The sequence below is a fragment of the Glutamicibacter sp. 2E12 genome (assembly GCF_050030965.1).
Taxonomy (GTDB): Bacteria; Actinomycetota; Actinomycetes; order Actinomycetales; family Micrococcaceae; genus Glutamicibacter.
The window spans coordinates 1,604,742-1,622,934 of the sequence record NZ_CP188297.1 but is presented as its reverse complement, the minus strand read 5'-3'; the positions used below and the strand labels follow the sequence as shown (position 1 = coordinate 1,622,934).

General features: G+C 64.0%; 16 protein-coding genes. 3 read left to right on the top strand and 13 right to left on the bottom strand.

The genetic code is table 11. The annotated features are described in order from the left end of the window. Genes ACP3TE_RS07635 through iolC form a run of 6 tightly spaced genes read right to left on the bottom strand, consistent with a single transcriptional unit; the run spans position 1 to position 7,451 of the window. Positions 1–1,014 (bottom strand): Gfo/Idh/MocA family protein, encoded by a 1,014-nt coding sequence (locus ACP3TE_RS07635; RefSeq protein WP_426735907.1) that lies wholly within the window; start codon positions 1,012–1,014, stop codon positions 1–3. Positions 1,015–1,054: 40 nt separating this feature from the next. Next, positions 1,055–1,975, bottom strand: coding sequence for a sugar phosphate isomerase/epimerase family protein (locus ACP3TE_RS07630; protein ID WP_105662240.1), 921 nt, complete (start codon positions 1,973–1,975; stop codon positions 1,055–1,057). 30 nt (positions 1,976–2,005) lie between these two features. Further along, positions 2,006–3,520, bottom strand: coding sequence for a CoA-acylating methylmalonate-semialdehyde dehydrogenase (locus tag ACP3TE_RS07625; protein WP_332486339.1), 1,515 nt, complete (start codon positions 3,518–3,520; stop codon positions 2,006–2,008). A 44-nt stretch (positions 3,521–3,564) separates the two neighbouring features. Continuing rightward, positions 3,565–5,496 carry a 3D-(3,5/4)-trihydroxycyclohexane-1,2-dione acylhydrolase (decyclizing) gene (gene iolD, locus ACP3TE_RS07620; protein ID WP_426736209.1) on the bottom strand — a complete coding sequence of 644 codons (1,932 nt, stop codon included), beginning with the start codon at positions 5,494–5,496 and terminating at the stop codon, positions 3,565–3,567. Positions 5,497–5,526: 30 nt separating this feature from the next. Further along, positions 5,527–6,456 carry a Cgl0159 family (beta/alpha)8-fold protein gene (locus tag ACP3TE_RS07615; protein WP_105656548.1) on the bottom strand — a complete coding sequence of 310 codons (930 nt, stop codon included), beginning with the start codon at positions 6,454–6,456 and terminating at the stop codon, positions 5,527–5,529. Positions 6,457–6,458: 2 nt separating this feature from the next. Beyond that, positions 6,459–7,451 carry a 5-dehydro-2-deoxygluconokinase gene (gene iolC, locus ACP3TE_RS07610; protein ID WP_332486336.1) on the bottom strand — a complete coding sequence of 331 codons (993 nt, stop codon included), beginning with the start codon at positions 7,449–7,451 and terminating at the stop codon, positions 6,459–6,461. 339 nt (positions 7,452–7,790) lie between these two features. Between iolC and ACP3TE_RS07605 the strand changes: the two genes are divergently transcribed. The 3 genes from ACP3TE_RS07605 (at position 7,791) to ACP3TE_RS07595 (ending at position 11,102) form a co-directional block, all read left to right on the top strand. After that, the gene (locus ACP3TE_RS07605; protein WP_332486334.1) at positions 7,791–8,798 is read left to right on the top strand and encodes a LacI family DNA-binding transcriptional regulator; all 1,008 of its coding nucleotides are present in this window, start codon (positions 7,791–7,793) and stop codon (positions 8,796–8,798) included. A gap of 118 nt (positions 8,799–8,916) precedes the next feature. Then, the gene (locus ACP3TE_RS07600) at positions 8,917–10,089 is read left to right on the top strand and encodes a Gfo/Idh/MocA family oxidoreductase (RefSeq protein WP_332486332.1); all 1,173 of its coding nucleotides are present in this window, start codon (positions 8,917–8,919) and stop codon (positions 10,087–10,089) included. Further along, a complete protein-coding gene (locus ACP3TE_RS07595) occupies positions 10,086–11,102 on the top strand; it encodes a sugar phosphate isomerase/epimerase (RefSeq protein WP_332486330.1) in 1,017 nt (338 codons plus the stop codon). The genes ACP3TE_RS07600 and ACP3TE_RS07595 overlap by 4 nt, the downstream gene beginning before the upstream one ends. Positions 11,103–11,190: 88 nt before the next feature. On the opposite strand, the gene ACP3TE_RS07590 is transcribed toward ACP3TE_RS07595, so the two are convergent. The 7 genes from ACP3TE_RS07590 to uraD all read right to left on the bottom strand — a co-directional run bounded on the left by ACP3TE_RS07590 (position 11,191) and on the right by uraD (position 17,977). Then, entirely contained in the window at positions 11,191–11,796 is a 606-nt protein-coding gene (locus ACP3TE_RS07590) for a malonic semialdehyde reductase (protein ID WP_332486328.1), read from the bottom strand. 186 nt (positions 11,797–11,982) lie between these two features. After that, positions 11,983–13,194 (bottom strand): MFS transporter, encoded by a 1,212-nt coding sequence (locus tag ACP3TE_RS07585; RefSeq protein ID WP_426735903.1) that lies wholly within the window; start codon positions 13,192–13,194, stop codon positions 11,983–11,985. A 67-nt stretch (positions 13,195–13,261) separates the two neighbouring features. Continuing rightward, a complete protein-coding gene (locus ACP3TE_RS07580) occupies positions 13,262–14,224 on the bottom strand; it encodes an ROK family protein (protein ID WP_286134082.1) in 963 nt (320 codons plus the stop codon). A 295-nt stretch (positions 14,225–14,519) separates the two neighbouring features. Next, positions 14,520–16,055, bottom strand: coding sequence for a nucleobase:cation symporter-2 family protein (locus ACP3TE_RS07575; RefSeq protein ID WP_105656556.1), 1,536 nt, complete (start codon positions 16,053–16,055; stop codon positions 14,520–14,522). A gap of 75 nt (positions 16,056–16,130) precedes the next feature. After that, a complete protein-coding gene (pucL, locus tag ACP3TE_RS07570) occupies positions 16,131–17,054 on the bottom strand; it encodes a factor-independent urate hydroxylase (RefSeq protein ID WP_332486323.1) in 924 nt (307 codons plus the stop codon). A 4-nt stretch (positions 17,055–17,058) separates the two neighbouring features. Further along, the gene (gene uraH / locus ACP3TE_RS07565; RefSeq protein ID WP_332486321.1) at positions 17,059–17,415 is read right to left on the bottom strand and encodes a hydroxyisourate hydrolase; all 357 of its coding nucleotides are present in this window, start codon (positions 17,413–17,415) and stop codon (positions 17,059–17,061) included. A 67-nt stretch (positions 17,416–17,482) separates the two neighbouring features. Further along, positions 17,483–17,977, bottom strand: coding sequence for a 2-oxo-4-hydroxy-4-carboxy-5-ureidoimidazoline decarboxylase (gene uraD / locus ACP3TE_RS07560; RefSeq protein WP_105656559.1), 495 nt, complete (start codon positions 17,975–17,977; stop codon positions 17,483–17,485). Positions 17,978–18,193 lie beyond the last annotated feature (216 nt).

The following is an 18,193-nucleotide window of genomic DNA, read 5'->3' as shown; positions in this document are numbered from 1 at the left end:
TTAGCTGTAGAGATCCGGCTTGCTGTTCAGCTTGACTGCCACCTTTTCGCCGGTGCGCTGGGCCTCGACTCCAGCCTCGCAGCAGGCCGCAGTGGCGTAGCCGTCCCAGGCGCTGGGCCCGCCCAATTCGCCTCGCAGCGCGGCGTCCACCCATGACTGGATTTCGGTATCGTAGGCGGCGCCGAAACGCTCCTCGAAGCCGGGGGCGACCTTGCCGCCCCACTGCCCGGCGGTACGCACATACGGTCCAGCGTCATTGCCGATGGACACGATGCCCTCCTCGAAGGAAGCCTGGGTCGCCACCTCGTAGCCGAACTTCGCGTTGACGTAGATCTCCACGTCGGCGAGCACTCCGGTCGAGGTTTCCAGCAGCACGTGCTGGGGGTCGTGCTGGCCGTTGGGAGCATTGCGGGTGGCCTTGCCCAAGCGCACCTGCACCGAGGTGATCTCGTCACCGGTGAAGTAGCGGATGGCGTCGAATTCGTGGACCACCGAGTCGTTGATCAGCATCTCATTGGTGAAGCCCTCCGGGGTGGAGGGATTGCGGTGCTGGTGGTGCAGCACCAGCAATTCGCCCAGGCTCTCGTCCTCGATCAGCTGGCGCAGCTGCCGGTACTCGGCGTCGAAGCGCCGCATGAAGCCCACTTGGATGCGCTTGCGGCCCAGCTTGGCCTCGGCCTCGACGATCTCCCAGGAGGAAGCGGCATCGGGGGTCAGCGGCTTTTCGCACAGCACCGGAATATCTGCCTCGAGCACCGCCAGCAGTGCATCGTGGTGCAGGAAGCCGGGGGTCGCCAGCAGTACCGCGTTGACCTCGCCGTCGGCGAGCGCCGCGGACAGGTCGGCGTAGCCCTTGGCACCCGGGATCCCGTCGATGGCCGCAGCGACCCGGTCGGTGTCGATATCGACAACGGCCGCGACTTCGGCTCCGGAAATACGGTGGTGGATCCGCTGTATGTGGTCGGCGCCCATGCGCCCGGCTCCAACGACGGCGACGCGCAGGTTATCTGGCACGATATGTCCTTTCAAGAATTCTTGGCTAGGTGGGGATTGCTTAGACGCGGCTGCGCGAGCCGCAGCTGAGCAGGTAGTCGCGGGTGCGGGTGGCGATGGGCAGCGGCACCGAGAAGTCGGCCACCGGGTACATGTCCTGTTCGACAATTCCGAAAATCGGACGGCCCAGCTTCTCCACTTCCTTCAAGACCTCGTTGAGGTCAGGCAACCCGGAAGGCGGTTCGCACATCACCCCGGCCAAGTTGGCCGCGGCCCAGGTCATGTCCTGTGCGCGGACGGTGGCCAGGATGTCCGGGTTGATCTGCTTCAGGTGCAGGTACCCGATGCGCTCCGGGAAGCGGCGGATCAAGTCCACGCTGGAAGCTCCACCGTATTCGGCATGTCCGGTGTCCAGGCACAGGGTGGTGAATTGCGGGTCGGTGAGCTCAAGGAACTTCTCGATGTCGCCCTGGCCGCAGACGTGGGAGTCGGCGTGGGAATGGAACTGCTGCTTGAGGCCGAATTCCTCCTGCAGGATCCTTCCCAGCCGGTCATGGCCCTTGGCCAGCGAATCCCAGGCCGAACCGTCCAGGGTGCCCGATTCGATGGCCTGGCCGGTGACGTCGTCGCGCCACATGGCAGGGATCACCACAATATGCTCGCCTCCCATGGCGGCGGTCAGCTCGGCCACCTTGCGGGCTGGCTCCCAGGCTTCTTCCCAGGCGCTGGCGCTGCCGTCGATACCGCGGTGGAAGGCGGTGAAGACGGTGCCGGCGCAGACCTTCAGGTCGCGGGCGGCCAGCTCGTCGGCCAGCTGCGCGGGGTCGGTGGGCAGGTACCCGTAGGGACCCAGTTCAATGGTCTTGTAGCCGGCTTCAGCCACTTCGTCGAGGAAGCGCTGCCAGGGTGTCTGCTGGGGATCATCGGGAAACCAGACTCCCCAGGAGTCGGGGGCAGTCCCAATGGTGATGTTCTGTGCCATGGTGCGTACCTTATCTTCTGTTCAAGGTGCCTAGTTGGAGGGGAAGTTGAAGGTGGCGGCCGTGCCCTGGGCCGGCTCCGGCCAGCGCTGCGTGATGGCCTTGCCCCGGGTGTAGAAGCGCACGCCGTCCGGGCCGTAGATGTGGTGCTCGCCGAACAGCGAGTCCTTCCAGCCTCCGAAGGAGTGCCAGGCAACCGGCACCGGCAGCGGCACGTTGACCCCGACCATGCCTACCTGGATGCGGCGGGTGTAGGTGCGGGCGTGGGCGCCGGAGGAGGTGAAGATGGCCGTGCCGTTGCCGTAGGGGTTCGCGTTGACCACTTCGATGGCTTCTTCCAGGCTGTCTACGCGCAGCACCACCAGTACCGGGCCGAAGATCTCCTCGGTGTAGGCGCTCATCTCGCGGCTGACTTTGTCGATGATGGTCGGGCCGACAAAGAACCCGTTCTCGTGGTCCTTGACCACCAGGTCGCGTCCGTCGATGACCAGCGCGGCGCCAGCTTCCTGCGCCTCGCCAACGATCTTCTGCAGGCGGGACTTCGAGGCCGGGGTGATCACCGGTCCCATATCCGCCGTCTCATCGAAGCCGTTCGAGACGTTGACGTTGCGGGCATGCTCGGCGAGCTTGTCCACCAGGCCGTCGGCGGCATCGCCCACGGCGACGGCCACGGAGATGGCCATGCAGCGCTGGCCCGCGGAGCCGAAAGCGGCGGCGTTGATGTGGTCGGCGGCCAAGTCCATATCGGCATCGGGCATGATCACCGCGTGGTTCTTCGCTCCGCCCAGGGCCTGCACGCGCTTGCCGTGCTTGGTGGCGGTTTCGTGCACGTACTTGGCGATCGGAGTGGAACCGACAAAGGAGATGCCATCCACATCCGGGTGGGTGAGCAGCCCGTCCACGGTTTCCTTGCCGCCGTGCAGCACCTGGAAAACGCCGTCGGGCAGGCCGGCTTCCTTGAACAGCTCGGCGATCAGCAAGGCGGCCGAAGGGTCGCGCTCGGAAGGCTTGAGGATGAAGGCGTTGCCGGTGGCAATGGCCACCGGTGCCATCCACAGCGGCACCATCACCGGGAAGTTGAACGGGGTGATGCCGGCGACCACGCCCAACGGCTGGCGGAAGGAGAACACGTCGATGCCGGTGGAGACCTGGTCGGAGTATTCGCCCTTCAGCGCCTGGGAGATGCCGCAGGCATACTCCACCACTTCGATGCCGCGGCTGATCTCGCCGGCGGCGTCGGAGAGGACCTTGCCGTGCTCGGAGGTGACGATGCGGGCCAGCTCGCCGGTGTGCTCGGTGAGCAGCTGCTGGAAGCGGAAGAGGATCTTGCTGCGCTTGGCGATCGATACTTCGCCCCAGGTTTCGGAGGCGGCCTTGGCCACGGCCACAGCCTGCTGCAGGTCCTCGCCGCTGGCCAGGTGCAGCTGGCCGGTGATTTCTCCGGTTGCCGGGTTGTAGACCGGCTGGGTGGCGGTGCCGGTGCCGGCGCTGGGCTTGCCGTTGATGTAGTGCAGGATTTCGGTGACTTCGGTAGCGGTAGCAGTCATGGGTTCACGTCTTTCGGTATTCGAGTTGGTCTGGTGCGGTGCGCCTAGCCCAGCAGGGGCTTCTGGCGGGATTTGTGCTCGGCGTAGGTCTTGCGGGCCTGGGTGGTCGAGTCCAGCTCGGCGACCTCGCTGACCGGCACATCCCACCAGGACTCGCTGGAGGGAGCATCGGCGTAGAGGTCGGATTCGATGTGGATCAGGATCGGTCCCGAACCCTCGGGCGCGGCCTTGGCCTGGGCGATGGCCGCCGAGAGCTCATCGATGGCTTGGGGCCCGGGCTCGATCCGGATGACCTTCACGCCCAGCGACTCGGCGTTGGCAGCCAGGTCCACTGGCAAGGTCGCACCATCATCGAAGCTGTGGCGCTGGGCATCGAGCGTGCGGTACTTGGTGCCGAAACGCTGGGAGCCCAGTGATTCGGACAGGGCTCCGATGGAGGCGTAGCCATGGTTCTGTATCAGCACGGTGATCAGCTTCAGGCCTTCGGCCACGGCGGTGACCAGCTCGGTGTGCATCATCAGGTAGGAGCCGTCACCCACCATCACCACGACGTCGCGGGACTCTTCGGAACCTCGCGCGGTTTCAGCAAGGGCGGCGCGCTTGATGCCCAGCCCGCCGGCGATCTCGTATCCCATGCAGGAGAAGCCGTATTCCACGTGGTAGCCGAACGGGTCGGAGACCCGCCACATCTTGTGCAGGTCCCCGGGCAGCGAGCCGGCGGCGCAGACCACCACATCGCGCGGATCCATGGCCTGGTTCACCGCTCCGATGATGGCGTTCTGGCTGACCAGCGGGCTCAGCCGCTCGGCGAAGGCCGCATCAACGGTCGCGTCCCAGCGCTGCTTCTCGGTGGCGGCCTGGACTTCCAGGGCCCCCTCGACCCGGTACCCGGTCAGCGCCTCGCGCAGCGCGATCAGCGCTTTGCGGGCATCGGCGACCACCGGCAGCACGGTGCCGTGCTTATAGGCGTCCAGCGCGGCGACGTTGATGTTCACGAACTTCACCTCCGGGTTCTGGAATGCGGTGCGGCTGGCGGTGGTGAAGTCCTCATAGCGGGTGCCGATGCCGATGACCAGGTCCGCTTGCTCGGCCAGCGCATTGGCCGCGGTGGTGCCGGTGGAGCCAATGGCGCCCAGGGAGTACTTGGAATCCCACGGCAGCACGCCCACCCCGGCCTGGGTATTGCCCACGGGGATGCCGGTGGCTTCGCAGAAGGCGGCCAGCTCCTCGGTGGCGTAGGCGTACAGCACGCCGCCGCCTGCGACGATCAATGGGCGCTTGGCTTCGCGGATCATGGCCGCGGCGGCCGCGATGTCCTCGGATTCCGGTGCCGGGCGGCGGATCTTCCACTCGCGCTCGGCAAAGAGCTCTTCCGGGAAGTCGAAGGCCTCGGCCTGCACGTCCTGCGGCAAGGAGATGGTCACCGCACCGGTTTCGGCGGGGTCGGTGAGCACCCGCAACCCGTGGTGCAAGGCACTGGCCAGCTGCTCGGGTCGCGTGACCCGGTCGAAGTACTTGGACAGCGGGCGGAAGGCGTCGTTGACGGTGATGTCGTAGCCGTGCGGCATTTCCAGCTGCTGGAGTACCGGGTCCGCGGCGCGGGTGGCGAAGGTGTCCGAAGGCAGCAGCAGCACCGGCAGGCGGTTGGCGGTGGCCAGCGCCGCACCGGTGAGCAAGTTGGAGGACCCGGGGCCGATGGAGGTGGAGACCGCGTAGGTGGCGCGCCGGCGGGTGTGCCGCGCGTAGGCGACGGCCTGGTGCGACTGGGCCTGCTCATTGCGGCCCTGGTAGTACGGCATGAGGCTCGGGTCCTTGGCCTGCCACTGCTTCAGCGCCTGGCCCACCCCGGCAACATTTCCGTGGCCGAAAATCCCGAACATGCCCGGAATCAGCCGTTCGCGGTAGTGCGTGCCGCCGGTGGAATCCACCGTGTACTGGCGGCCCAGGAATTCCACGACCGCCTGGGCAACGGTCATTGTGCGTGTAGTCATCGAGCTTCGTCCTTCTCAGCTGCGTACGGTTGCGGTGGTGTCCAGTAGCGATGCGGCGGTTGCCACGGCGGCGGCCACATCCCCGTCCTCGGGATACAGCAGGGTCCGGCCTACGGTCAGCCCCTGCACCGAAGGCAGGGCCAGCGCCGCCTGCCACGAGGCGAAGACCTCGTCGGGACTGCCCGATGGATCCCCGCCGAGCAGGACCGTGGGCAGGGTGGTCGCGGCCATGACCCGTTCCATCTCTTGGACCACGGGAATCTTCAGCCAGGTGTAGGCGCTGGTTTCGCCCAGTCCCGAGGCGATGCCCATGGACTTGATCACTGCCTCCGGGCGCAGGTCGTTGACTACCTTGCCCTCGGCCCGCTTGGAGATGAACGGCTCAACCATGGCCACCAGCTGGTGCCGGGCCAGATCCGACACGGCGTCGGCGGTAGCGGCCAGGGTTTTCACGGTGTCCGGATCCTCGTAGCTGATCCGGGTGAGCATCTTGCCGCCGTCGGCGCCCAGGGCAGCCAGGGCGGCCGCGCTGTGCCCGGTAAAGCGGTCGTCGATCTCGTTGACCAAGCCGGTGAGCCCGCCGCGGTTCATCGATCCGAAGACCAGCTTGCCTTCCAGCGCGCCCAGCAGCAGCAGGTCATCGAGGATATCGGGCGAGGCCAGCACCCCGTCGCAGGCGGGGTTCTGCAAGGCGATCTGCAGCCGGTCCAGCAGCTGGCGGCGGTCGGCCATGGCCGTGGCGCGCTTGCCCACGGACAGGGCGCCGCGGGCCGGGTGGTCGGCGGCGATGATGAAGTTCTGCCGTCCCAGCACCGGGCCGGCGTGCTTCCGGCGCAGCGAAGCGGCGCGCTGCACCGAGGCCGGGTCTTCCAGCCGCTGGCGGGTGATGGATTCGTAGCGGCGCGGGTCTTCCCGGTCCACTGGCAGCTCTGATGCCTGTTTCATATCTAGACCAGGTCTTTCTGGGAGTCGGGTACGGTGCGGCCGCGCTCGGCCAGCAGGGCATTGACTTCTTCCGGGTCCGGCATGGCGTCGGAGCAGGCAACCTTCGAGGCCACAATGGCTCCGGCGGCATTGGCGTAGTCAAGCACCTGTTCCAGCGGCCAGCCGGAGAGCAGTCCGTGGCAGAAGGCGCCGCCGAAGGAATCTCCGGCACCCAGTCCGTTAGCGGTCTGCACCGGGACCGGCGCGGAAACCACGCGCTCGGTGCGGGTTTTGGCCATGACCCCTTCGGGGCCGAGCTTGACCACGGCAATCTGCACACCGGCCTCCAGCAGGCGGTCGGCCTGCTCATCCGGGGTGCCTTCGCCGACGGCTACCGAGCATTCGGTGTCGTTGCCGATGGCCACGGTGGCCGATGGCAGGGCACGCGATACCTGTTCGCGGGCCTGTTCCACGGTGTCCCAGAACATCGGGCGGTAGTCCAAATCCAGAATGGTGAACTGACCCTGGGCCAGGGAATCTGCTGGGCGGGCGGCATAGGCCGCCAATTGCGCGGTGCGCGAAGGTTCGCGGCTCAAGCCGGTGACGGTGCTCCAGAAGATCCTGGAGTCCTTGACGGCTTGGAGGTCGATGTCGCTGCTGTCGATGTTCCAGTCCGGCGCCATCGGGAAGCGTCCGTAGAAGTACAGCGGGAAGTCGTCCGGCGGCATGATGGCGCAGAAGGTGACCGGCGTCTGCAACGTGGCGTCGCGGGCTACCTGGGTGCGGTCCACGCCGAAGCGGTCCAATTCGCGTTCCAGGAATGTGCCGAAGTCGTCGTCGCCGATTTTGGTGATCACACCGGCTGCTCGGCCGTGCCGGGCGGCCGCCACGGCGACGTTGGTGGCGGAGCCGCCGAGGTACTTGCTGAATGTGTTCACATCCGCGAGGGAAACGCCGATGTCATTCGGATACACGTCGACGCTGATGCGTCCGAGGGTGAGTACGTCGTAAGTCACGCAGATCGACGTCCTTTCGAGTCAGAAGTTCAGGGATCGGCCAACTGCCGAAGATGTGAACGGTGCCACAAGAAATACTTTGCACCATGAATTCGGCACTGTCAAAGGTTTGTACTGACATATTTACAACATGAGTAACATGGTGTGGACAAATCCGCGGAATTCCGGGGTATTCCATCTGTTTCGGACGTTGAAAATAAAAAAATTTCCACATGCCATGTCTTGGCTTCATGGCGTGGCCCGCGAAGTTCGACGAGCAGAATCCACCCCCTCACGGCCGTGCGCTCGAGCAAAACGCTAGGCTCTTAACGAGAACAACCGACACCCCCAGGAGGAACTGTGGCCGCAGCACGCCGTCGAGCGACCATCTACGACGTTGCCCAGGCCGCAGGTGTTTCCAAGTCGCTGGTGTCCCTGGTGCTGCGCGGCTCCCCCAGCGTCTCGGAAGCACGTCGCGCGGCAGTACTGGCCGCCATCAAGGAACTGGATTACCGCCCCAGCCAGGCCGCCACGGCACTTGCCGGCGGCACGAGCCAGACAGTCGGCGTAGTCATCGACGACTACACCAACGTCTGGTTCGTGGAACTTCTTCGCGGGCTCCAAGAAGGACTGGCCAGCGCAGGATTGCGCATCGCAGTTTCCGACCGGGCACTCAACACCCACGTCGAGTCGGACCCGCTCGATGGATTCCTCAGCACCCGGGTAGAGGCTTTGGTACTGGCCACCGAACCGACTCCTGCCATGCGCTTTTCCGCGCAGGTTCCGGTCATTGTGGCCGGCAATCGCGCCACCCAGGTTCGCGGCGCGGATATTTCGTCCAGTGACGACAGGCTCGGGGCACGCCAAGCCATCGAGTACCTGGTTTCGCTGGGCCACCGGAATATTGGCCACATCGCCGGTGGCGGCGGAGCCTCGATGCTGCGCCTGGCCGGGTACCAGGAGGCAATGAAGGCCGCGGGACTCGAAGAGCGCATAGTTTCGGTCAGCGAACTGACCACCGAAGACACCGGCTACCAGTGCGCACGGCAGCTTTTGGGCGAAGCCCCGGAAACAACGGCCATCTTGGCCGGCAACGACTCAATGGCCATGGGAGCCATGGCAGCCGCCCGGGAAGCCGGCCTGTCGACACCTGGGGATTTGTCAATCATCGGCTACGACAACTCGCCGCTCTCCGGCACCCACCTGCTGCGCCTGACAACCGTGGATAGCCGCAACCACGAGCTTGGATTGCACGTGGCCCAGCAGGTGCTCTCCCGGCTCGCCAATCCCGAACGCGAAGCCCAGCGCGTGCTGATGGAGCCGCTGCTCATCGAGCGCGGCACCTGCGCGGCACCACGCCGGCCATGATTCCTTCCAGTTCCAAACCTTCTCCTGCAGACCCCTTGACCGCGATCTGAAATAGGTTCTAGACTCTTTTGGAGCGCTCCAAAATATTCCATGAACAGCTTTCACCCAGGAGAATTCCATGACAAAAACCATCGGCATTGCCGTCATTGGCGCCGGCATGGCCGGGCTGTCCCACATCGCTGGGTACCGCACAGCACCCACCCTCTACAGCTCCGACTTGCCACCGCTTCGCTACGTTGCCGTGGCTGACGTGAACACCGAGCTCGCAGCCAAGGTCGCCAAGCGCTACGGCTACGAAAAGGCGCTCGGTTCCTGGCAAGAGGTGGCCGCAGATCCAGATATCGACGTGGTCTCGGTAGTTATTGCCAACCGTTTCCACCGTGAAGCAGTCGAGGGCCTGCTGGCTGCCGGCAAGCACGTTTTGTGCGAAAAGCCGCTGGCTGACACCCTTCAAGAAGCTGAAGCGATGGCCACCGCGGCCCGCAACGCCGACTCCGTGGCCCGCGTTGGCTTCACCTTCCGCCGTACCCCGGGCATCGCCACGATCCAGAACCTGATCGCCGATGGCACCCTGGGCAAGGTGCTGCATTTCTCCGGACGCTACTGGACCGACTACGGCCACAACCCGCAGGCCCCGATGAGCTGGCGCTTCAAGGGCCAGCCAGGCTCGGGCGCACTGGCCGATGTGGGAAGCCACCTGGCCTACGTTGCCGAATTCCTGGCCGGCGAGATTCTTTCGGTCAGCGGCGGCCAGCTGAGCACCAGCATCACCGAACGCTTCCTGCCAGCCGGCGCCGTCACCGGCCACGATCTGGTGGAACTGAGCGACAAGTCCGAGCCGGTAGAAAACGACGACTACGCGGCGTTCAACGTACAGTTCGCCGGGGCCGCAGGCAGCCTGGAAGTTTCCCGCGTGGCAGCCGGCCACCCCAATACGCTGACCTTCGAGGTCTTTTGCGAGAAGGGCGCCGCACGCTTCAGCCAGCTGCGTCCAGCGGAAATCGAAATCATGCTCACCGAGGGCCCTTCGGCAACCAACGGCTACCGCACGGTAAATCTCGGCTCGGAACACGCCTACCTCAGTGGCGGACTGCCCATGGATGCGCCAGGTGTCGGCTTCGGCCAGAATGATGCCTTCGGCTACCAGGCGCGCGCCTTCCTCGACGAGGTCTGCGGCCTGGGCAATGCACTTCCCAGCAACGCAACATTCGACGAGGGCGTGCACAATATGCAGGTCCTCCAGGCGGTCGTGCAGTCCGCTGCCAATGACGGAAAGAAGGTTTCACTGTGAAACTCGGAGTCTACAACGCAATCCTCCACAACCGCCCGCTGGCCGAAGCCCTGGAGATCATTGCCGCCCAGGGGCTGACCGGCATCGAATTGAATACCGGCGGCTTCTTGCCCCCAGTGCACGTGCCGAACATCGACGAGATCCTGGAATCCGACATCGCTCGCGATGCTTTCCTCGCCCAATTCGAAGGCACCGGCGTGGAAATCTATGGGCTGAACTGCAACGGCAACCCGTTGCACCCCAATCGCGAAATCGGCCAGAAGCACGCCGAGGACATTCGCCGCTCCATCAAGCTGGCCGCGCGCCTAGGCCAGACCCGCGTGGTCACCATGTCCGGACTGCCCGCTGGAGACCCCAATGCTTCGACCCCGAATTGGGTAGTCAATGCCTGGAATTCGGCAGCCCTGGACCAGCTGGACTATCAATTCGGGATTGCCGCGGAATTCTGGAAAGAAATCGATGAGCTGGCTGTCGAACACGGAGTCAAGGTCGCTCTGGAGCTGCACCCGCAGAACCTGGTCTTCAACCCTGCAAGCTTTCGAGAGCTGTTGAAGCGGGCCGGTACCAGCAACATCGGAGTTGAACTGGATGCTTCGCACCTCTTCTGGCAGCAGATGGATCCGGTGGCCGTTGTCCGCGACCTGGGCCCATGGGTCTTCCACGCAGCAGCCAAGGATGTGCGCGTCAATCCGAATGCGGCCATCCAGGGCGTATTGGATAACAGCTTCCGCAAACTGGGCGAAGACGAACCACGCACCAACCTCGGCGGGGATGAATGGGCGAACGAGTGGCCGAAGAATTCAGCCTGGGACTTCGTGGCTTTGGGCAAGGGACATGGCACCGCATTCTGGACCGAGTTCTTGCGCGCATTGCACGAGGTGGATCCGGAAATGATGGTGAACATCGAACACGAGGACACCGAGCTAGGTGCCGTTGAGGGCCTGGAAGTCGCCGCCAAGGTACTCATTGAGGCCGACGCGGCCCTGGAAACTTCATTGGCCGCAACCTCCTAGGATCCTCCCGCTGGCGTGCAGAAGCCCGGAATTCACCGTGTGAATTCCGGGCTTCTGGCGCATGCCGTTTTCGAAGTACTCGATGCACCTAGACGGTGCGGACAACTGCTTCGTAGCCGAAGCGTGCTTTTGGCGAGCCGATCTCGCTTGCGGCTGGCTGGCCGATATTCACGACCAGGAAGCTCTTCTGATCGCCTTCCGGGAAGAACGATGCGTCGATGGCGGAGAAGTCTGCGCCGGTCATTGGACCCACCGCGAAGCCCAAGCTGCGCGCGGCGAGCATGAAGTAGCCTGCCTGCAGGTGTGCGTTGTTGTTGCCGGTGGATGCGGTGAAGTCCGCATCAGCATCGTACATGGCCTTGGGCGCGTTGTAGCCGGGCAGGAAGTTGTCCCACTGTTCGTGCCATGCGGTGTCATAGCTGAGGATCGCTACCAGCGGAGCTGCGGCGGTCTTGGCTTTGTTGCCGTTGGAGAGCGCGTCGACCAGGGTGGCGCGGGCTTCGCCTGACCGCACGTAGGTGACGCGCAGCGGCTGGGAATTGAACGCGGTTGGACCGAACTTGGCCAGTTCGTAGATTTCCTGGGCCTGCTCCTCGGTAACCTCTCCGGTGAACGCGTTAGCGGTGCGCGCCTCGCCAAAAATGGCGTTGAGCGTTGCTGTGTCGGCCTGGATTTCCTGGGATGCAACTGTCATTGATTGCCTTTCAGATCTGTCCGAGGCCACTGGTTCGGGCCATTGCCGGATACGGTTTTCTTCTATCAATGCCCAACGAGGATCGGCTGCACCTCATTCCGGCAAGCCACGTGTTCTCTGCCACACGCAGGCCGGGGCTCGTCTGGAGCTCGGCTGTCCTGCCAGCAATGCCCGCCGCACGCAGGCCTAGGGTCCGGCAGGGATTCGCGAGTTTGCAGAATCGTCCCAGCGGCGATGAAGCCTGGCGCACCCGATTGCGCACAGTGCGATGATTGCGCCGAAGCAGGTCACTGCCATCGATTCGCCGCTGATCTGCCCTACCCAGTCCAGCCCCAGCGCCCCAAGTGCGGTCAGGGCGTAGCCCAGTACCCAGAAGGCGGAGCTGGCGCTGCCTCGATGCCGCAGCTCGATGCGCCGCAGTACGATGCCCAGTCCCACCGGGAACAGCGCACCATGGCTCAGTCCAGCAACCACCAGGCCAACCAGGTACACCGTGACCGCCAGGCCCCCGCCCAACCTCGGGGCAATAGCTATCAGCACCGCGCCCACCGCCAGCCCGGCATAGCCCAGCTGCACTTTTTCGCTGACCAGCTTCCCGCCCGCTTTCTGGCCCACGGCAGTGGCGGCGAAAATCAGCGAACCGATGAGCCCCAGCAGGCGCAGGTCGGTAATCCCAAAGGCGCGGACCACCAGGATGGACGTCATGGCTGTACAGCCGCCCATGACCGCAAAGCCCAGGGTCATCAGTCCGCCCACGCAGAAGTCCCGTCGTGCCAAACGCGGCACCAGCGGACGGCTGAGTTTCCATCCGCCCCGGCGGTGCGCAACACTGTCGGGGATCATGGCCAGCAGCACGATGCACAGGCCCGAAAGCACCGCGTGCACGCTGAAAGCGATCATGGGGGTAGCCGGGAAGAAGAAAGTCAGAAATGCCGCCAAGGCCGGACCGCTGCCTAGTCCCGCCATATTCGCCAGGCTGGAAATGGCGGCACCGCGTCCGGAGCTGGAGACCAGATCCGCCAAATAGGCTGTGGCCGTTCCGGTGACCAGCCCGGCGCACACCCCGGACAGGGTCCGGGCAATGAACAGCATGGGCGCGTCGGTGGCCACGGCATAAAGCACCCCGCTGGCGGCCGAGGCGAGCAGCCCGAGAATCATGACGGGTTTGCGGCCAATGGCGTCAGAGAGGGAACCGAAGATGCACAGCACCGTGAGCACCACCAGGGCGTAGATCGCAAAAAGCTGGGTCGAGTCGGCGGTGCTCAGGCCGTATTCATCCTGGAGCATTGGATACAGCGCGGTCGGCATGGTGGTACCGCACATGGCGACCGCGTAGGTTCCCAAAACGACTGCTAGCGGCCCGCCACGGGTCTGCGGCGGCTTCTCTGGCAGGACCATGCCGGAACCTCGCTCTCGTGTTGAATAACAACCTGAGCCTAGATAAGACCTAATGTCCTGTCAATGTTTATTGCTGTTGATTGAACCTCGCCAAATCAGCAGCCCCGATCAGGCCTGCCACCGGACCCAATTCGGCTTGGCTGATCTTCGCAAAGGGACGGTAGCCCCTGCCGGAGAGGGTGCGGCGGTAAGTCTCCTCCGCGGTGGCCACCAGTTGCTTCGACGCCGCGCCCAAGCCGCCGCCGATAACGATGGTCCCCGGATCCAGAACCGAGACCAGATTCGAAATGCCCAACCCGAGCCATTCGCCCATATCCGCAATGAGGTCGGCGCACGCCGGGTCGCCCTCTGCGGCAAGTCGAGTTACCTCCGCCCCGGTAACGGCGTCCGGATCATCGCCCACGGCCTCGCGCAGGCGGAAGGCCACCGGTGATTTGCTGCGCACAAGTTCGGCTCCTTCCCGGCCCAGGGCATTGCCAGAGGCGTACTGCTCCCAGCAACCGCGGTTTCCGCAGGCGCACCGATGGCCGCCGGGAACGATCACCTGGTGCCCGAATTCGCCAGCAATCCCGGACTTGCCACGGTGGATTTGCCCTCCGAGGATGACCGCCCCGCCGATCCCCGTTCCGAGGGTCAGGCACACCATGTCGCTTTCGCCCCGGCCCGCGCCAAAACGATGCTCGGCCCAGCCGGCCGCATCAGCGTCGTTGACCAGAGTCACTTCATGTCCTACCAGCTGCATCAGACGGTCGCGCACCGGTTCATTGCGCCAAGACAGGTGGGGGCTGAACAGCACGTTCTGCCCCTTGCGGTCCATCCATCCCGCGGCTCCAATGCCCACCGGAAGACCTTCGTTGCCCTTCGAGAGCTCGCGGATCATCTCAGCCAGGGCACGTTCGGTCCCCGCCACGTCATGGTCAGGTGTCTCGCGGCGGATTTGTCCGAAGGCGTTCCCCTCTTGATCCACAAGGGCTGCAAGGATTTTGGTGCCACCGATGTCAACGCCGATGGAAAGATTTGCTGAACTCACAGTCATCTAGCTTAGACCCTCGCAAAACGCCGATGCTCCCGCTGCCGCACAGGAGCCCCTGACTGGTCCGGTGCCTGCACGGAACTTCCAACGCAGTCCAGCACTTGGGCCAGCCCTGCGCAAGGTGCCCGGAAAACTCGTCCGGCGGTGCTCCCTGGCTGTTCGCGCTGTGAAGTGCAACTGCTCGAGCTCGCGCAAAATGCCCGAAAACCGGAGTTTGCGAGCATTTCGCGCTAGCTGCTACTTCTCGTCATCGAGCTCGTCGTAGACGTCGGGTTCGGACGGGGCCGATTCCTCAGTGCCCTGATGTCTCGGCAGGCCTGGGTACAGGCATCTGGATGGCTCCGGTCTGGATCTGCTCGAATTCATCGGGTGTGACCACCGGAATTTCGTAGCCTTCCTTGTCGATGAGCTTGCCGCCCACGTAGTGGTCGCCATCGAGCAATCCGCAGATCTCCTCGGTCTTGACCATGCGCGGCGGAGCCGCCGAGAAGACCGATGCATCCTTTGTATTCCCGAACTTGAGTTCGTTGAACAGCAGGTTCAGCAGCACGGCCATCACGGCCGCCGAGGAAATCCCGGAGTGGAAGATCGTCTCGAACCACGTGGGGAATCCAGCGTAGAAGTCCGGCTTCACAATCGGGATGCAGCCAAAGGCAATCGATGCCGCGACGATCACCAGGTTCATGCCGTCGTACTTCACCTTGGACAGGGTCCGGATCCCGGAAGCGGCGACGGTGCCGAAGAGCACGATGCCTGCGCCGCCGAGCACCGGAGTCGGGATGGCAGCGACCACTCGTCCGAGGATCGGCAGCAAGCCGAGCACGACGAGGATGCCGCCACCGGCCGCGACAACGAAGCGGCTGGTGATGCCCGTGATGGCCACCAGGCCGACATTCTGCGCAAAGGCCGACTGGGTGAAGGTATTGAAAATCGGCGCCACTGCGGAAGAGGCCATGTCGGCACGCAGGCCGTCGGCAATGCGCTTGGAATCCACCTTCGATCCGGCGATCTCGCCCACAGCGAGGATGTCTGCGGTGGTTTCGGTGAGGATCACCAGCACCACGATGGTCATCGAGATGATGCCGCCGATTTCGAAGACCGGCATGCCGAAGGCCAGTGGCTGCGGGAAGGCGAAGATCGCGCCGTGCCCGACCTGCGAGAAATCGGCCATGCCCAGCAGCGCTGCGGCGACGGTGCCCAGCACGATGGCCAGCAGGATCGACATGCGGGAAATCGCTGCATTGCCGACCTTGGACAGCAGCAGGACCACCAGCAGTGTTCCGGCGGCCAGGCCGATGTTGGCCAGCGACCCGTAGTCATCGGCCTTGGCGTCCCCGCCCATGGCCCAGTTGGCCGCGACCGGGGTCAGCGAGATGCCGATCATCGTAATGACCACGCCGGTGACCACCGGCGGGAAGTACCTGACAATGCGGGCGAAGAACGGCGCTATGAGGAAGCCGATCAGCGCTGCGACGAGCACGGCCCCGAAGACCGCCTGGATTCCGCCTCCCCCGTTGACGATGGCCACCATGGTAGCCACGGATGCGAAGGACGTGCCCTGGACCAGCGGCAGCTGCGCCCCGAAGAACGGGATGCCCACGGTTTGCAGGATGGTGGCCAGCCCGCCGACAAACAGGCAGCAGGCGACCAGCAGGCCCACCTCGTCCGGGGCCAAGCCGGCAGCGTTTCCGATGATCAGCGGCGGGGCGATAATGCCGCCGTACATCGTCAGGACATGCTGCAGGCCATAGGCAAAGGACTTCCCCAGAGGGAGCTTCGCGTCCTCGGGACGATTGCCTTTGATAGATTCATCTTGTGTAGCGCTCAAGGCTGACCTCCTACGTCAGTCGCTGCCAAAGGTGTGCCGGCGTGCCAGCGCCGGCACACCTTCAACGCCGTTCAGTTAGATAAATGCCGGAATATTGGCCCAGATGGGGTGATTCGCCTCGGTGCCTTCGCGGGTGATCGTCGCTTCGATCAGGCCGTATGGGCGATCCGCGGCGAAGAAGACCTCATTGGGGTTGTCTTGGCCGAAGACTTCCAGGTCAACCAGGAAGTGGTGCTTGTTCGGCAGGGACATCTTGATTTCGGCGATTTCCGGATGCGCTTCGAGCACTGCCTGCCCCATCTGGAACATGGTCTGCTGCAACGCGTACGAGTGGGTGTCGGCGAAGCGGGTCAGCAGCAGGTGGCGCACCGAGGTGTAGACCGCGTCGAAGTCGATGCCCTGGGCGATGGCCTGGCCGGTGTAGCGCCAGCGCGCAGTCACGTCGGTGGCCAGGATGCGGTCGGTGGTTTCCTTCAGGGTCGTGTACTTGTCCACCGGGAAACCGTGGAACTCGCTGCCCGTGGACTTCAGGACGGTGAGGTCCTCCAGGCCGGCAACGATGGACTTCTTGCCTTCGGCGTCGATTTCCAGCACGGCGGTGCGCACTTCGGACTTGTTCTGCGAGAAGGCGTGGTCATGGTCGTTGATGCGGTCCCAGAAGAACTGCTGGGCTGCCCAGCGGCCGCCGGTGATCCAATCGAATTCGCCAGTGAAGTGGTTTCCCAGCTGCACCAGGAACTCCTCGATGGCGCCCACGCCGTTGCGGGCCAGGCCATAGACGGTGTTCTTCTGGGTGTCAGTGGCGACGACGCGGCCGTTGTCGCCGTCCTGGTGCGCGGCGGTGAAGTCGCCGTGCAGCTGGCTGGTGACGTTCAGGTCCTGGATCTGGTGGCGCACGGTGTCGCGGGTGATCTTGACCAGGCGGACTTCGGCCTTGCCGTACTGGTTGGAGCCCAGCACGATCTTGGTATCTGCTGGGGCGGTGATTTCGGTAGTCATTGTTCTAACTCCCTCGGTACGTGGAATATGCAAACGGGCTGATAAGAAGAGGTACGTGGTAGTGCTCGTCGACGTCGTTGACGAAGAAATCGATGCTTACCGCGGGGAAGAAGCTTTCCGTTCCCTGCTTCCCGAAGTAGCCGCCGGTTTCAAAGGAAATCCGGTAGCGGCCGGCTCCAACCTGTATCGGTCCGAGGTTCTTGATGCGGCCATCGGCATCCGTGGAACCCGAGCCGATTTCTTGCCAGCCGGATGCCGTCTTGGCTTCCAGCGTGGCCTTGACACCGGAGGCAGGCCTCCCGGTCCCGGTGTCGAGTATGTGGGTGGTGATGTGGCTGCGTTCGCCATTTCCATCTGCCATGTTCATCTCCTGGCTGTCGGAGGGATTGGTATCGATAAATGCGCAGGGGTTCGCCCCGGGCATGGGCTTAGTTGTCCACCGAGTTCTCCAGCCGCAGCAGCGCAATCTGGCGCAGCTGCTCGGCTACTTCAAGCAGTTCGGCCTGTTCTGCGTTGGCCAGCCGGCGTTCGCATTCGGCAAGGATTTCTTCGGTGCTGCGGCCGGCGGCGCGGATGAGGAATACCCTGTTGAAGCGCTGCTCATAGGCCCGGTTGGCTGCTGCCAGGCGGCCGGCGACATCGTCATCAAGGTCCAGGCCTGCCTGTTCGCCGCGGGAGAGGTCCGCTTCCTTGCTGCTTCCCTGCGCCTGTTCGCCGATGCGCGGATGGTGGGCCAGGGCGGCGGCAATTTCCTCGCGGCTGAAGGGAGCGACGTCCTGGAGCGCAAAGCTGGAAAGCGCATCGAAGCTGCTGAAAGGACGGGCGGAAACAAGGGCATCGATCCAGCGGTCGACATCGACGCAGGGGCGCAGGAAATCAGCGGCCTCGGCTGCGGGCAATTGGTTGAATACGTCTAAACGCATCGGGTGATCAGCTCTTTTCAAACGGTCGTTCTTTCCACGGACCTTGGCTGAACACCCTTACCACCGAAGGAGACTTCGGCTTCGACTCGATGCTGGTTTCGTGGAACCTTGTGTGACCACTGTAATCCACCTCACAGCGTCGCAGTCAAGCGAAAGCTGGAAAAACTTTAACAAGTGTGACTTTTTGCCAGTTTCCATATTGTGGATAGATAATTT